Source organism: Bradyrhizobium cytisi (assembly GCF_008123515.1).
Lineage (GTDB): Bacteria > Pseudomonadota > Alphaproteobacteria > Rhizobiales > Xanthobacteraceae > Bradyrhizobium > Bradyrhizobium cytisi.
The window spans coordinates 122,410-138,234 of the sequence record NZ_VSSR01000019.1; the positions used below are offsets into that span (position 1 = coordinate 122,410).

Annotated in this window: 9 protein-coding genes and 1 pseudogene; 6 read left to right on the forward strand and 4 right to left on the reverse strand. The window is 64.3% G+C overall.

Features of this window, described 5'->3' with window-relative positions:
* Nucleotides 1-129: 129 nt before the first annotated feature.
* Together FXB38_RS12000 and FXB38_RS12005 are read right to left on the reverse strand one after the other, a co-directional pair.
* Nucleotides 130-786 carry a glutathione S-transferase family protein gene (locus FXB38_RS12000; protein WP_148751063.1) on the reverse strand — a complete coding sequence of 219 codons (657 nt, stop codon included), beginning with the start codon at nucleotides 784-786 and terminating at the stop codon, nucleotides 130-132.
* An 83-nt stretch (nucleotides 787-869) separates the two neighbouring features.
* Nucleotides 870-2,006 (reverse strand): acyl-CoA dehydrogenase family protein, encoded by a 1,137-nt coding sequence (locus FXB38_RS12005; protein WP_148751064.1) that lies wholly within the window; start codon nucleotides 2,004-2,006, stop codon nucleotides 870-872.
* Nucleotides 2,007-2,275: 269 nt separating this feature from the next.
* Here FXB38_RS12005 and FXB38_RS12010 point away from each other — a divergent pair, with 269 nt between their 5' ends.
* Both FXB38_RS12010 and FXB38_RS12015 read left to right on the forward strand, forming a co-directional pair.
* Nucleotides 2,276-3,826, forward strand: coding sequence for an acyl-CoA synthetase (locus FXB38_RS12010; RefSeq protein ID WP_187434820.1), 1,551 nt, complete (start codon nucleotides 2,276-2,278; stop codon nucleotides 3,824-3,826).
* Nucleotides 3,827-3,902: 76 nt separating this feature from the next.
* Nucleotides 3,903-5,118 (forward strand): annotated as a pseudogene (locus FXB38_RS12015) (ABC transporter substrate-binding protein).
* Between the two features lie 9 nt (nucleotides 5,119-5,127).
* On the opposite strand, the gene FXB38_RS12020 reads toward FXB38_RS12015, so the two are convergent.
* Nucleotides 5,128-5,901 carry a helix-turn-helix domain-containing protein gene (locus tag FXB38_RS12020; protein WP_148751066.1) on the reverse strand — a complete coding sequence of 258 codons (774 nt, stop codon included), beginning with the start codon at nucleotides 5,899-5,901 and terminating at the stop codon, nucleotides 5,128-5,130.
* A 189-nt stretch (nucleotides 5,902-6,090) separates the two neighbouring features.
* Between FXB38_RS12020 and FXB38_RS12025 the strand changes: the two genes are divergently transcribed.
* The 4 genes from FXB38_RS12025 (at nucleotide 6,091) to FXB38_RS12040 (ending at nucleotide 12,458) form a co-directional block, all read left to right on the forward strand.
* Nucleotides 6,091-8,364, forward strand: coding sequence for a marine proteobacterial sortase target protein (locus tag FXB38_RS12025; protein ID WP_148751067.1), 2,274 nt, complete (start codon nucleotides 6,091-6,093; stop codon nucleotides 8,362-8,364).
* A 96-nt stretch (nucleotides 8,365-8,460) separates the two neighbouring features.
* Entirely contained in the window at nucleotides 8,461-9,030 is a 570-nt protein-coding gene (locus FXB38_RS12030; protein WP_148751068.1) for a class GN sortase, read from the forward strand.
* A gap of 195 nt (nucleotides 9,031-9,225) precedes the next feature.
* The gene (locus FXB38_RS12035) at nucleotides 9,226-11,469 is read left to right on the forward strand and encodes an acetate--CoA ligase family protein (RefSeq protein ID WP_148751069.1); all 2,244 of its coding nucleotides are present in this window, start codon (nucleotides 9,226-9,228) and stop codon (nucleotides 11,467-11,469) included.
* A 158-nt stretch (nucleotides 11,470-11,627) separates the two neighbouring features.
* On the forward strand, nucleotides 11,628-12,458 hold the full coding sequence (locus tag FXB38_RS12040; protein WP_148751070.1) for an MlaD family protein: 831 nt from the start codon (nucleotides 11,628-11,630) through the stop codon (nucleotides 12,456-12,458).
* A 3-nt stretch (nucleotides 12,459-12,461) separates the two neighbouring features.
* Here FXB38_RS12040 and FXB38_RS12045 read toward each other — a convergent pair whose 3' ends face one another.
* The gene (locus FXB38_RS12045; protein ID WP_246229833.1) at nucleotides 12,462-15,539 is read right to left on the reverse strand and encodes an autotransporter outer membrane beta-barrel domain-containing protein; all 3,078 of its coding nucleotides are present in this window, start codon (nucleotides 15,537-15,539) and stop codon (nucleotides 12,462-12,464) included.
* Nucleotides 15,540-15,825: the final 286 nt, after the last annotated feature.

The window sequence follows — 15,825 nt, forward strand, 5'->3', positions numbered from 1 at the left end:
CCTTAGCGGAAATTTGGGCGCTGTCACGACGCGGTAGCGCTGTCATGGAGCGCAAAAGATTGCCGTTCCGAGATGACGATCAGTCTTCCCGGAACCGCGATGAGACCGTACTCCCAACCTGCGGAGGGCTTACGCCCTCACGCGCGGCGCCACGTTCTGCGCGACTCCTGCCTTCTGCTCCGCCGCAACCGCGCGCTTGAAACCATCGCGCTGCTGCAGGCGCGCCCAATAGGCTGCGACATTCGGCCCGAAATCCTTGGCGAGACCGACACTACCGGCCAACCGCAGCGCGTAACCAATGACAATGTCAGCCGCGGTGAAACGGCCGGCGCACAAGGCCTCAGTATTCGCGGTCGCGGCCTCGACGGCGCGCAGCCGCCCCAGGAACCACTTGGCATAGTCGGTGGCGACCTGCGGGTTGCGGCGCTCCTCCGGCTCGAGCTGGGTGTATCGGAGCACCAGCGTTTGCGGGAAGGTTAAGGTGGCGTCGCTGAAATACATCCAGTTCAGGAAGGCGCCGTAGGCGGGATCCTCGGGGCCAACCATCAGCGGCGTCGGGCCGTACTTGACGCCGAGATAGTGGCAGATGCCGGAGGACTCCGTCATCTTGGTCTCGCCGTCGACCATGAAAGGAATCGTGCCCAACGGATTGAGCGCGAGATATTCCTTGGCGAAAACCCGCGGCGGGAACGGCAGCATCTTCAGCTCATACGGCAGCCCCATCTCCTCCAGCATCCAGAGCGGGCGGAACGAGCGCGCGGCGTCGCAGTGGTAGAGCGTGATCATCGGGAATTTCCTTTGGTGCCGGGAAGCCGTACCATCATCTTGCACAGAACCATCAGCATATCTCGTCGGCGCCACCGGTGAGGTCATAGCCCCATCTGCCGGCTGGCCAGATCCTTCATGATCTCCTCGGTGCCGCCGCCGATGGCGTTGACCTTGACCTCGCGGTAGATTCGCTCAGCCTTGATGCCGCGCATGAAGCCGGCGCCGCCAAAAATCTGCACGGCTTCCGAGGCGCAGAATGCCATGGTCTGCGTCGCCTGGTTCTTCATCATGCAGATTTCAGCGACCGGGCTCTCGCCCTGCTCCAGCCGCCAGGCCAGCATCTCCAGCATCGCTTGCGACGCTGCAACCTTCTGCGCCATGTCGACGATCTTGTGGCGGATGACCTGGTGCTGGGCGAGCGGCTTGCCAAACGTCTTGCGCTCCTTGGCGTAGGCAATCGCTTCATCGAGGCAGACGCGCGCAAAGGCGGTGCAGCCCGCGGCCATGCCCATGCGTTCGCTGTTGAAGTTCTGCATGATGATCTTGAAACCCTGGCCCTCCTCGCCGATCAGGTTTGCGGCCGGCACGCGGCAATCGTCGAAATGCAGCGTTGCAGTGTCGGAGGCCCACCAGCCCATCTTCTTCAGCCTGGTGCGCGACAGGCCGGGCGTATCGTCCTCGATCAGGAGCAGGCTGACGCCGCCGGCACCCTCGCCGCCGGTACGCACCGCAACGGTCAAATAATCGGCGCGCATCCCTGAGGTGATGAAGGTCTTTTCGCCGCTCACGACGTAGTGATCGCCATCGCGCCGCGCGCTGGTGCGGAGGTTTGCGACGTCCGAACCGCCACCAGGCTCGGTGATGGCGAGCGCGGAGATCTTGTCGCCGGAGAGCACCTGCGGCAGCACGCGCGCCTTGACTTCGGGGCGCGCCGCACGCGCGATCGGCGGCGAGCCGATGGTGTGGCTCATCAGGCTGGCGCTGACGCCGCCGGCCCCGGCCCGCGCCAGCTCCTGGCTGGCCACGATCTTCATGAACTGGTCGGCGGCGATCCCGCCATATTCCTCGGGGAATCCGAGCCCCAACAGGCCGATCTCGGCCGCCTTGCGATAGAGCGCGCGGGGGAATTCGCCGGCTTCGTCCCACTCATGGGCGAAGGGCGCGATCTCCTTGTCGACGAAGCGGCGCATCACGTCGCGGAAAGCGTCGTGCTCGGCGGTATAGAACGGGCTCTTCATTGCATTTGCGCCTTCGACGGCTCCCTTCTCGCTTCCACCATGGCCGGAACATTGACGGCTCACTTGCGCCGAGTGGCTGAGTGGGGTGTGGCACGTCGCAGGCCCAGGACCTAGCAACTCAACGCAAGACGGTATTTGTCCCTCGCAGGCCAACTCCAGATCAAAAAAAGACTGCTGCACAAAAACTCCGGCTGGCCTCCCAGGGCCACGCCGGCATGGTGCACAGCAACAAAAGGACAGGCGGCACAACACCGCCGAGGGAGGGATTGTTGGCCGTTCGTTACTACGACTGGATCGCTCATCATGCGCGCCGCGCGCCTGGCAAGCTTGCGGCCCTCGACCTCGCGAGCGAGCGCCGCTTCACGTATGCGCAGCTCGACGCCCGCGTCTCGCGCCTCGCCTCGTTCTTGCGCCACACGCTGAAGATTTCGCGCGGCGACCGCGTCGCGGTGCTGGCGCTGAACACCACCGATACGCTGGAGGTGCAGTTCGCCTGCGGACGGTTAGGTGCCGTCTTCGTGCCGCTGAACACCCGTCTCACCGTTCCCGAGCTTCAGTTCATCACCGGCGATTGTGCTCCGAAGGTGATGATCCACGACGCCGATCTGGCCGAGACGGCGCTCGCAGTCGCAAAACTCTGCAACGTCACCACTAGCCTGCTGCTCGGCCCCGGCGGCGCCTACGAGGCCGGCATCGCTGCGGCCAAGCCGCTGGAGCGAGCCGAAGACATCACGCTCGATGACGTCTCGACCATCATGTACACCTCGGGCACCACGGGATACCCGAAGGGCGCGACCATCACGCATGGCATGACGTTCTGGAATTGCGTCAATCTCGGCGGTCCCGCCTGCATCGGACCCTCTTCGGTGCTGCTCACCGTGCTGCCGCTGTTCCACACCGGCGGGCTCAACTGCTACACCAATCCCGTGCTGCATGCCGGCGGCACCGTGATGATCATGCGCGCGTTCGATCCCGGTGCCGCGCTCGGCCTGATCAGCGATCCCGTGCAGGGCATCAACGTGTTCTTCGGCGTGCCCGCGATCTATCAGTTCATGGCGCAGCAGCCGGCCTTCGCGACAACTGACCTTTCCCGATTGATCGTCTGCGGCGTCGGCGGCGCTCCGATGCCGGTGCCGCTGCTGAAGGTGTGGGAGGCGCGCGGCGTCGCGCTCCAGCAGGGCTACGGCATGACCGAGACGTCGCCAGCCGTGCTGGTGCTCGATCGCGAGGACGCGGCACGCAAGGCCGGCTCCGCCGGCAAGCCGGTGCTGCACACCGAGGTCCGCATCGTCCGCCCCGACGGCAGCGATGCCGATGTCGGCGAGCTCGGTGAGCTCTGGGTCAAGGGACCGAACATCACGCCGGGCTACTGGAACAGGCCGGAGGCGAACAAGACGTCCTTCACCGACGGCTGGCTGCACACGGGCGATGCGACGCGCGTCGACGAGGAAGGCTTCTATTATATCGTCGACCGCTGGAAGGACATGTACATATCCGGCGGCGAGAACGTCTATCCGGCCGAGGTCGAGAACGTCCTGCACCAGCTCACCGCGATCGCCGAAGCGGCCGTGATCGGCATTCCCGATCCGCAATGGGGCGAGATCGGCCTCGCCATCGTTGCGGTCAAGCAAGGCCAGCGACTGACCGAGGCCGATGTCTTTGCGCATTGCGCGGCCAATCTCGCGCGCTTCAAATGTCCGCGCCAGGTTCGCTTCGTCGATGCGCTGCCGCGCAACGCCACCGGCAAGATCCACAAGCCGACCTTGCGCAAGCAATTCCCGGCCGCCTCCGAGATCGACAAGAAGGTCGCCAATGCCTGATCAAAGCGCCCCTCTCGCGGGCGCTTCTTGTTTTCGACGTGCCTGCTCCAACCCAGAAGAATCGCAAGGAATTTTCATGAACAAGAAACTCTCCCTGCTTGCCGCAGCAACCGCGTTGACGCTGGTCACGATCCATGACGCTTCCGCCCAGAAGGCGTACGACACCGGAGTCACCGACACCGAGATCAAGATCGGCAATGTCGAGGCCTATTCGGGACCTGCTTCCGCCTACGGCGTCATCGGCAAGACCGAGGAAGCCTATTTCAAGATGATCAACGACCAGGGCGGCATCAACGGCCGCAAGATCAGCTGGATCTCCTATGACGACGGCTACTCGCCGCCGAAGACGGTGGAGCAGATCCGCAAGCTGATCGAGAGCGACGAGGTCTTCCTGGTGTTCAACGCGCTCGGCACGCCGACCCAGACCGCCGTGCAGAAATATCACAACTCCAAGAAGGTGCCGCAGCTCTTCCTCGCCACCGGCGCCAGCAAGTGGAACGATCCGCACAACTTCCCCTGGACCATGGGCTTCCAGCCGAGCTACCGGGTCGAGGCGCGGATCTTCGCAAAATACATTCTGAAGGAGAAGCCGGACGCGAAGGTCGCGATCTTCTATGCCAACGACGATTTCGGCAAAGACTACCTTGCCGGCATCAAGGATGTGTTCGGCGACAAGGCATCGAAGCTGATCGTGGCTGAAGAAAGCTACGAGACGTCGGAGCCGTCGATCGACGCTCATATCGTCAAAGGACACCGGCGCCGATGTCTTCGTGAACATTTCGACCCCGAAATTCGCGGCGCAGGCGATCAAGAAGATCGCCGAGCTCGGCTGGAAGCCGATGCATCTGATGACCGACGTCTCGGTGTCGATCGGCGCGGTGATGAAACCGGCCGGTCTCGAGGCCTCCGAAGGCGTGCTCTCGGCCGGCTACCTCAAGGACGCCTCGGACCCGCAATGGAAGGACGATGCCGGCATGAAGAAGTTCATGGCCTTCATCGAGAAGTACGTGCCCGGCGCGAATATCTCGGACGCCAATCTGGTTTACGGCTATGCCGCAGCCCAGACCATGGTGCAGGTACTGAAGCAGGCGGGCGACAATCTCACCCGCGAGAACGTGATGAAGCAGGCCGCCAGCCTGAAGGACTTCACCCCCGACACGCTGATCCCGGGGATCACGATCAACACCTCGGCCACCGACTTCGCGCCGATCGAGCAACTCAAGATGTGGCGTTTCAAGAGCGGCCAGTGGGAGCTGTTCGGCCCCATCATCAGCGCCGAGCCGAGTGGCTAGGGAGCGTAACTACCCCGGCAGGAACAGAGCAAACGGCTCTTCCACCGTGCGACGCAGGTGACTGCGATACAATGCATGGTTGGGGTTATCCGGTGCGATTCGCCCCAGCGTCGGCTCTCGGACGTTCTTCAGCGGAACATAGGCGATGGGCGCAGCGATCGGCGTCAACTGCGAGCCGGGGCCGGCGCGCAGCGACGAGATGATGCCATACATCTCGCCGTTCACCGTCGGGCGCGATACCGTGATCACCCGATGCTGGCCATGCTTGTTGATGACGAGGTAGATGAACCCCGACTGATGCGGCACCGCGACTTCGCCGGTGTGCTCATAGGCGGCATCGGTCCGCTCGCCCTCGCGGAAGACCAGCGAGGAGACTCTGGGCTCCCAGACGATCTCGGTGCGATAGGCGAAGATCGCGTCCTTGTCGCCAAAGGACGGCCGCAGCGTGATGTAGACGTCCTCGATCCAGGTCACCGCGCGATGCGAATAGGAGCCGAGACTGTCGGGCGCGACATCGTTGCCGGCCGGGGGCGACGGCGCAACCGGGCTGCTCTTGCGCAAGGACACGCCCAGCGCCTGCTCGAGCCGGACCGTGGTTGCCAGCGTGAACGGGCGGCGGCCGCCGAGCGCCTTCTCCAACGTCGACAGGCTGAGCTTGGCCTGCTCGGCCAGCGCCTGCCGCGAAATCCTGCGCCTCGCGATCTCCTCGCGGATCGTCTCCGCGACCTCGCGGCTCTGCTCGTCCGAAAGCTGCCCGTCGTTGAGTTTATCCGGCGTCTGCATCGTTAGCCCTGCTTCCCACGGGCATCATTCTAGCAGGGCGGACAAGTCAGCACAAAACCGGACATCGCCGCCAAAGCGGCGGCCTGCCCGGGCCAGCCGCGGCAGAACAATGCCGATCATTCTGCTCGCGAAATCGCCCCCTCCCGGCCGATGCTCGGCGTCGTCAACCACCTTTCGGGAGCAGGCCAAATGGACAATTGCGATACGGTCGACAGCAACGGGCACCCCTGGCTCGGCAGGCTGGTCAAGGTCGGACTGTTCCTCCTGGCGCAGGGCATTGCCGTGCTCCTGGTCAGCTTCGTGGCCCTGCTGGTGAGCTTCGCACCTGGCTGGTCGGCGACGATCGAGCAGGCAAGCCTGCTCCAGCCCGGCGATGCCAAGTCCGGCAGCCTCCTCCTGAAGGAGGACGGCGCTTACACCCAAGCCATCCGCCTCGGGATCGACGTCGACATCACGGTATCAGGCCCGACGCTGCGCACGCGCGTCACGCAGATCTTCCGCAACCCGACCAAGGACTGGGTCGAGGCGACCTATGTCTATCCGCTGGCCACCGACGGCGCCGTCGACACGCTCAAGATGGTGGTCGGCGACCGCGTCATCGTCGGCGACATCAGGGAGCGTCAGCAGGCACGCGCAATCTACGAGCAGGCGCGCCGCAACGGACAGAAGGCTGCGCTCACCGAGCAGGAGCGGCCCAACATCTTCACCAACTCGGTCGCCAATATCGGTCCCGGCGAAACCGTGCTGGTGCAGATCGAATATCAGGAGCCGGTGCATCAATCCGGCAACGAATATTCGCTGCGCGTGCCGCTCGTGGTCGGGCCGCGCTACAATCCGGCGCCGATCGTGCAGAGCGTCGACTTTCGCAAGGACGGCTCCGGCTGGGGCGCGACCAGTTCAGACCCGGTGCCCGACCGTGACCGCATCTCGCCGCCGGTTCTCGATCCCGCCAACACTTCTCCGAACAGCGCGCCGATCAATCCAACCAGCATCACGGTGCACCTCAAGGCTGGCTTTGCGCTTGGCGAAGTCAAGAGCCACCATCACAACGTCAAGATCGAGAGCCCGGACAACACGACGCACGTCGTGACGCTTGCCGACGGCACAGTGCCCGCCGACCGCGACTTCGAGCTGACCTGGAAGCCTGTGGCAGAAAAGGCACCGTCGGTCGGGCTGTTCCGCGAACATGTCGGCGATGCCGACTATCTGCTCGCCTTCGTTACGCCGCCGTCCGCCGAGCAAGCAACGCAGAAGCCGCTGCCGCGCGAGGTGGTGTTCGTGATCGACAATTCCGGCTCGATGGGCGGCACCTCGATCGAGCAGGCCAAGGCGAGCCTTCTTTATGCCCTCGGCCGCCTCCAGCCGAACGACCGCTTCAACGTGATCCGCTTCGACGACACCATGGACGCGCTGTTTCCGACGTCGGTGCCAGCCGATATCGCGCATATCGGTGAAGCGACGTCATTCGTCAGCACATTGCAGGCGCGCGGCGGCACCGAGATGGTGCCGGCGATGCGTGCGGCACTGACCGACACGATCGGTGACACCAACATGGTTCGCCAAATCGTGTTCCTGACCGACGGCGCGATCGGCAACGAGCAGCAATTGTTCGAGACGATCACCGCGATGCGCGGCCGCTCGCGCATCTTCATGGTCGGCATCGGCTCCGCGCCCAACACCTATCTGATGACGCGGGCTTCCGAGCTCGGCCGCGGCGCCTTCACCCATATCGGCTCGGTCGAGCAGGTCGAGGAGCGCATGCGCGGCCTGTTCGCCAAGTTGGAGAATCCTGCCGTGACCGGCCTCACCGCAAAATTCTCGGAAGCCAAAGCCGACGTCACGCCCGCGATCATTCCCGATATCTATCGCGACGAGCCGCTGGTGCTCGCGGCAAAGCTCGACAAGCTTGCGGGCTCGCTGGAGATCAAGGGCCGCGTCGGCGACCGGCCGTGGTCGGTGACGCTGCCGTTGCAAAATGCTGCCGAAGGCAAGGGCCTGTCAAAACTCTGGGCCAGGCGCAAGATCGGCGATGCCGAGGTGGCGCGGACGCTCCGCGAGATGACGCCGGAGGACACGGACAAGACGATCCTTGCGCTGGCGCTCGACCATCAGATCGTCACGCGACTGACCAGTCTCGTCGCGGTCGACAAGACGCCGAGCCGTCCCGAAGGCCAGCCGCTCAAGCTCAGCGAGCTTCCGATCAACCTGCCGGCCGGCTGGGATTTCGCGAAAATGTTTGGCGAACGGCCGCAGCTGACGCCGACACAGTTGCGCGAGCGCCGCGCCGATGCAGGCCAGCCTGCGGCAAGGCGTCCGGCTCCTGTCGCACCCGATGCGATCCGCCTGCCCAAGACCGCGACTGCGGCCGCGCTGAAGATGATCGCAGGCCTGATCATGATCGTTCTCGCCCTGATCCTGTTCGTGTTCAACCGGCGTCAGCACTTGCTCACTGACGCCGCTTGAGAGAGGAGCGCCCCAACTCCTCTTGCTTGGCGCGCGCGGCTGCCCGTCCCGATACCAACGGCCGCGCGCGCCCTTTTTCTTCGGACGGTTGACACAATGCCCCGCCTCATCTTTCCTCTCGCTCTTGCCGTCATCGGAACGATCCTGTTCGGCGACGGCGCCTACATCCACGCCAAGGCATGGCTCGCGCAGGTGCTCCTGGAGCGCGCGTTCGACCGGAGCGTTGCGACCGGCCGGCCGGTCAAGCCATGGTCCTGGGCCGATACCTGGCCGGTGGCGCGGATCGAGGTGAAACGGATCGGCGCCAGTGCCATCGTGCTCTCCGGAACGAGCGGGCAGGCGCTCGCCTTCGGCCCCGGTCACATCAACGAAACGGTTGATGCCGGCGAGCGCGGCGTTGCCGTCTATGCCGCCCATCGCGATACCCATTTCCGCTTCCTGCGGGATGTTACCATTGGTGACGTGATCGATGTCACGCGCAGTGACGGTGAACGCTTTCGCTATCGCGCGGATTCCTCAAGCGTAGTCCGTTTCGACGCATCGGGCATCGATCCCGCGACGCAGGATTTCGAGCTTGTCCTTGCGACCTGCTGGCCGTTCGACGCCGTTACGTCCGGCCCCGAACGTTACCTCCTGCATGCCATCCTGATCGATGAGAGGGACTAGCCGTTCGCAATCGACCCCGTCCGGGATCGATCGAGCTCTCGAAAACCGGGCTTGGCGCGCGCGATTGAAGTCGTCGCTTGCGATCCGCCACGCATTCCGCCGTGCGGCATGCAGCTCCACCGGTTGCCACTCCACCGAACTCGCCATAGAACAACGTTACGCGCCACCAAGAAGAACAAAAGGTGAGGTCAAACCATGGAAGCCTCTAAAGCGCAGGTCTTTAAAGCGCAGGTCTCTGCTGCATCGGTTCCTGCCCGCTCATGGTCGCCGCCGCCCGATGCCAGTGACATCGTCAAGGGCATCCACGCCATGCTGCATCCGCGCAACATCGTGCTGGTGGGCGCGACCGACAAGCCGGGCAATTACGCCGAGCGCATCTGGAACAATCTGGCCAGATATGGCTTCCAGGGCGGGCTCTATCCTGTCAACGCCAGGCGCGAAACCATCTGGGGCGTGCCCTGCTACAAGGATTTTACGAGCCTCCCCGAGAAGCCTGATCACGTTCTGGTGCTGGTGCCCGCACGCTTTGCCGTGCAGGTGATCCGCGACGCTGCTGCTGCCGGCGCGCGGTCCGCCACCATCGTCACTTCGGGCTTCAGCGAGTTGCAGGATGAGGAGAGCCAGAAGCTCGCCTCGGAGCTGCAACAGGCTGTGCACGAGACGGGACTAGCCGTCACCGGCCCGAACTGCCTCGGCAATTTGAGCGCCGGCGAGAAGCTCTTCACCAACATCGACGACCGCATCGTCACCATGGAGCAGGGCGCGGTGGCGATCGCCGGCCAATCCGGCGCCATTGTCATGGCCATCCGGCAGGCCCTGGAGGATCGCGGCGTCGGTGTCGGCTACATGGTGACAACAGGCAACGAGACCGGGCTCGAGACACCCGACCTGATGCGCTATTTCGCCGAGGATCCGAGCGTCAAGGTGATCGTGGTCTATCTCGAAGGCGTGCGTAACACCAAGGCGTTTCGCGACGCCTGCAAGGCCGCGCGCGCCGCGAGCAAACCGGTGATCGCGCTCAAGCTCGGATCATCGGAAGGCGGCCGCGCCGCCGCGATGGCGCACACCGGTGCGCTGGCGGGCTCGATCGAGACATTCGACGCGATCGCAACCCGCGAAGGCGTGATCCGCGTGCGTGGGCTCGACGAATTGATCGAGACCACCGAATGCTTCGTCCATGCCGCCGTGCCGAAGGGCGACCGGCTCGCCGCAGTCACATTGTCCGGCGGCAAGCGCGGCATGCTGATCGACGCCTTCTATGCAGAAGGCCTGAACTTCGCGCCGCTCAGTCGACATGTCAGCAGCGAGCTGGCAAAGATGCTCGGCCCCGGCTCGATCGTCGGCAATCCGCTCGATGCCGGCTTTGCCGCGGTGGTCGATCCCTCTGTCTACATGAGGTCGATCAAGCTGATGATCGACGATCCCGATATCGACATCGTCATCATCGACGCCGAGTTTCCAAAAGCGCCGCACGAGCAGCGCGAGCGCAATTTGCGCATCGTCGACGAGATGGCGAGCCGGGCCGCAAAGCCCGTGATCTATATCAGCGCGATGTCGATCGGCTTCACCGAGTTCACCAAGGGCCTGCGCAAATCGCTGCCGCATCTCGCAGTGATGCAGGGCATGGACCGCGCGGTGACTGCGATCAAATCGCTGCTCGCCTATGCGAGACTGCGCAAGGAGGTTCCCGACATCATCTCGAGCTCGAATCCCGCCGCGCGCGCCGTGCTGGAGAAAGCGCTGGCAGCGGCGAGCGGCGCCGCGCTCGACGAGGTCGCCTCGAAGAGGCTGCTGAAGGCCTATGGCATCCCGGTCTCGAAGGAGGGAATCGCACAGACGGCGGCGGACGCGGTGAAGATCGCCAAGCAAATCGGCTTCCCGGTCGTGGCCAAAGTCGTCAGCGCGGAGATCCTGCACAAATCCGACATCGGCGGCGTCGTGCTGAACCTCAACAGCACGACTGAAGTGAAGAAAGCTTTTTCCGACATCACCGCGCGGGTGAAGAAGCTGAAGGGCAAGCCAAAGCTCGATGGCATCCTGATCGCGCAGCAGGTCAAGGCCGATCTTGAGCTCGTGGTCGGCGCCTCGCTCGATGCCGAGATGGGACCGGTCGTGCTGTTCGGCACCGGCGGCATCGATATCGAGCTGATGAAGGACGTGGCCCTTGCCGGCGCGCCGCTGGACGAGGCCGAGGCGCGGCTCCTGATCGGCCGCACCAAGGCCGGCATCAAGATGCGCGGCTATCGCGGCAAGCCGGCGCTGCACGAGGCCTCCGCCGTGAAGGCGCTGGTCGGCCTGTCCAACCTGATCGCGGATGCCGGCGATCGCATCGCCTCGATCGACGTCAATCCATTCCTGATCAATGCCAAAACCGGCGTCGCCGTCGACGCGCTCATCGTGCTGAACAATGCCGCAGCAAAACGGGCAGCGCGCCATTGATGTCGCGTAGGGCGGACGGTCGGTGAGAAAATGGCGTGTTGCGCTTCCGCCCTCGCTCTTCGAGCTACGGCGGACAAGTCGTTAACCCGCCCCCGTTAGCATTGCGGCCATCCGGGCTCCTTCCAACTTCGCCACTTTGGTCGTAAAATCGCACCCGCATGGCACGCGCGAGCAATCTGGTGATCGGAACGGCGACGCTGGCGGTGATCGCCCTGGCGTTCGGCGGCCTGCTCGGCGTGCAGAAATGGCGCACGATCCAAAGCCGCAGCCAGTTGCGCGTCGTGTTCGAGGGCGGTTCCGCGAGCGGCCTGCGCCGCGGCGGCCCGGTCAATTTCGACGGCGTGCCGGCCGGCCAGATCCTGTCGATCAAGCTGGACAGCCCGCGCAAGGTCGTGGCGCTGGTGTCGCTCGACAACACCGCGCCGATCCGCAAGGACACGGTCGCCGGCATCGAGTTCCAGGGCCTGACCGGCGTCGCTGCGGTCTCGCTGATCGGCGGCGCGCCGTCCGCGCCGCCGGTGCCGCTGGATCTGGACGGCATTCCCGTGCTGACCGCCGATCTCAGCGACGCTGAATCCATCGTCGACACGCTGCACAGCGTCGATCGCACGATCGTCAGCAACGCGCCGGCGATCAAGGGCGGCCTGCGTACGTTCGAAGACTATACCGCCGACCTTAGAGGCAAGGGCGACCAGATCGACGCGGTGATGCTCAAGGTCGACAATGCATTTGCGGGCTTCGACAAGGCCGTCACGAAGATTGAGGGCGTGGTCCCCGGCTTCGTCGACGGCAAGGCCGACGAGCTGTTCGAAAAGGTGACGGGGCTGCACGAGCTCGCCGACACCATGAGGAAGAAATCGGCAAGCTTCCTTGAGGACACGCGCCGCTCGCTGCTCGATGTCAGTGAAGCCGCCAACAAGATGAGCGGGACGGCCGCGCCTGCCGCCGCCCCGCGTCCGCCGCGCAAGCCAACGCAGCAGAAGCGGTAGAGCCTACCAGGTGTAGCGCACGACGCCCTTGCCGGCGTAGGAGCGCGTGACATTCGAGAACTCGCCCTCGAAGGTTGCCGACGCGGACCAGCCGTTCATCCAGTTCATCTGCACCGACGCCGTGGTCAGTGCGGAATCGCGCGCCAGCGCGGCACCGTTCACGACGAAGGCCGATCCAGGCAGCGTCTGGAACACCGCGCCCACCGTGCGATCCGGATTGAAATCATGCGCCCATGCGGCGCGACCTCGCAACGTCAGCACGCCGCCGGCGCTGGCAAACGATCTGTCGGCGCGCAGGCCGAGCTCAGTGCGGGTGCTGGTCACGTCCTTGGCGGCATAGTTGAGCGCGAAGGCGTTGTTGCCGACCACGGCGAATTCCGAATAGCTCGGCAGGCTGAACATCGTGGCCTGGAGCGCGGCATAGGGCGTCAGCCCGATCCACGGCATCGCCTGGCGATAGCCGCCCTCGATACGGCCTGAAACGGCGTTGGCATTGAACTGCGCACGCAGCTGATCGGTGCCGGCGGCCGTGACGATGCGGTTGGTGGTGACATCCTGCCAGCCATAGGCCAGTGCGGCCGTGACATAGGCAGGCCCGGCATTGTGGCGAACGAACGCGCCGGCCTGGAACAGATCCGAATGGCCCCAGCCCAGTCCGTTGACGCCGAAACCGGTGCCGCCGCCGGCGAGCGCGAAGCCCGCGACTGTCGCAGGCGAGAAGCGATAGTCGAGACCGACCGCGGTTCCGTAGACGCTGCTGGTTGTGTTGTTGGAGCCGAGTGCCGCGCGACCGTCCGTGGTCTGCGAGCCGCCGAAGCCGGCCGCCCAAACATCCCAGCGCTGCTCGAATGTCGGCGATGGTGCCTTGCGATAGATTGAGGCAAAGGCGTCGCTCGGGCGCTTGCCTGATGCGGCGTAGGCAGTCGCGCTGGTCTCATCGGCATAAGGCGTCGCGCCGGGCGTGCCGCCGCGCCCCGAGCCGAACACGTCGGTCAACAGGCTCATGAACAGGTTCATCGCATTGAACGTCGTCTGCTGCGATCCGGTTGCGGATTCGCCCGAGGCCTGAGTCAGGCTGGATGGCGAGAGGTTCGCCAGCGTCAGGGGAAGGCTACCTGTGGTGTTGAAGGAGCGTGTCAAAGCATTGGCGACGTTCTGCTGATTGATATTGAGACCGCCGCCATAATTCAGCGCGAGATCGAGGAGCACATTGTTCGGGTCGTAGCCCAGGCTGGCCTGGAGATTCGGCGAGAGCCCCGCCACGACCGGGTTGAACCTGTCGGGCAACGTGCCCGCAGTCAGGATCGTGTAGTGCTTCGCGATCGATCCGGTCGGGACGACCACGACCGTGGCGCCGCCGAGGGTTGCCGTTCCCACCACGACCGCGATGCCATTGCTCGTGCCAGACACCCGCACAACGTAGCTCGATGTCGGTGTGAACGAGAGACCACCTGACACGGTGAGCGTACCGGTTGGGCTGCCCGGCGCCAGCGCGCCGCCATTGATGGAGATGGAGCTTCCGACCGTGCCGACCCCGCCAAACGTGCCGCCCGCCGCGACGCTCACATTGCCGTTGATGGTGCCGGCGAGCATCAGCGTGCCGCCGAGCACGTTCCAGTCCTGATTGCCGGTGCCCGTCACCGTCCAGGTCGAGCTGTCGACCTTGTTGAAGGTCGAGAAGCCGTCGTACTGGAGGCCGGTGCCGATCAGGCTGAGATCGAACGTATCCTTGCCGGTGCCGCCGAGCTGGAAGGTGTCGGTGCCGGCGCCAAGCACGAATCCGTTGATGATGCTGCCGGGCCCGAGCGTAAGCGTGTTCGGGCCACAGCTACAGAACTCGATAGCAGCAAAACCGGTCGCGGCGTTGATGGTTCCCGAGTTGAAGACGCTCGCCCCACCACTCACGCTGATGCCGACACCGCTGGCCCCGACTGTGATGGTGCCGGTATTGACGACCTGGTTGGTCGTACTCAGTGTCGTCACGTCGATGCCGACGCCAGCTGCCCCGACCGAGATCGTGCCATTGTTGGTGACAATATTGGAATCACCGAACACCACGATACCCTCGGCGAAATCGGTCCCCGTGATCCGCCCGCTGTTGGTGATCGCGGAGGACAGGCCGGAATAGGCGATGCCCGCACCGCCTAGGCCAACACTGATCGTCCCGCTCTGACTGATGACGGCCCGATCACCCTGCACCGAAATGCCTGCCGACCCGCTGTCGCCCGTCGTGATCAAACCGCCATTGGTGATCTTGGCGTCATCGCCAAATAGGGCAATACCGACGCCGAAGTCGGCTGCCGTGATAGCGCCGAAATTGCTGACGGTTTGAAAGTTTCCCTGCATGAAGATGCCGGCGGCATTCTGCCCGACCGAGATCGTGCCGGTGGCCGTGTTGACGACCGTGTTGTTGTTGTTGGTCGCGAGAATGCCGCCGGAGAATCCGGTGGAATCGCCGACGGTGATCGCGCCGGCGTTCGTCACGGTCGCACCGCCAAACGCGAAGATCCCGATCGAATCGTTGGTGCCGGTGATCGTGCCTGTCGCGGCATTGGTGATTGTGTTGGCCTGTCCCGCGAAGATGCCTGCGCCCGACGCCCCGACGGACAGCGCACCGCTGTTGGTGACGGTGTTGTTGTCACCTACCGAGATCGCGGCACCGCTGTCGCCGGTCGTTATCGTTCCGGCATTGGCAATGACGTTGTGATCGAGCGCGGAGATGCCGAGGCCGTTGTCAAGCACCGTGATGATGCCGTTGTTGGTCACGGTGTTCGAATTTCCCGCGCTGATGCCGGTCAGGCCCGAACCTGCCGAGAGCGCCCCGCTGTTGGTGACGGTGTTGGAGTCGTTGAGGCCGATCGAGACTGAGCCGTTGTCATTCACGGTCGCGCCCGACAGCACGTTCACGGTGAGGCTGTTAACGCCAGCGCCGGCCTGAAAGCCGTCGGTATCAGTGCCGCTACAGGTGACGGTCTGGCCGCTCGAGACCGGATCAGGCGCGCATTGCGCAGTGGCCGGCGTGGTCGAAATGCCGAGACCGAACACGAGCGTCAGGATGGTCGATGCGCCAGCGCATGACACGGCACCATACCGGCGCAGTTCACCCTGCGGCCTCCATAGCCCCACGCCCCTCACGTCACACTCCCCCAGCCCCAGCTGTTCCGCCAGTGAACTTAGGGCATGAGAACGTTCCGTAGAACTACGGTCGGGTCGGAATGCGTCCGTTTGGCGTACAACCAGGGCAGAATCCGACAGCTATGTTGCAACCGCGCCACGGTTTTGCCGGCAAACTTACCATTCCGCGCAAGATACGGTTGCCCACCGACCCGGATATCGGCCGTCGTGACCTAGTCACGTGAATCTAAAG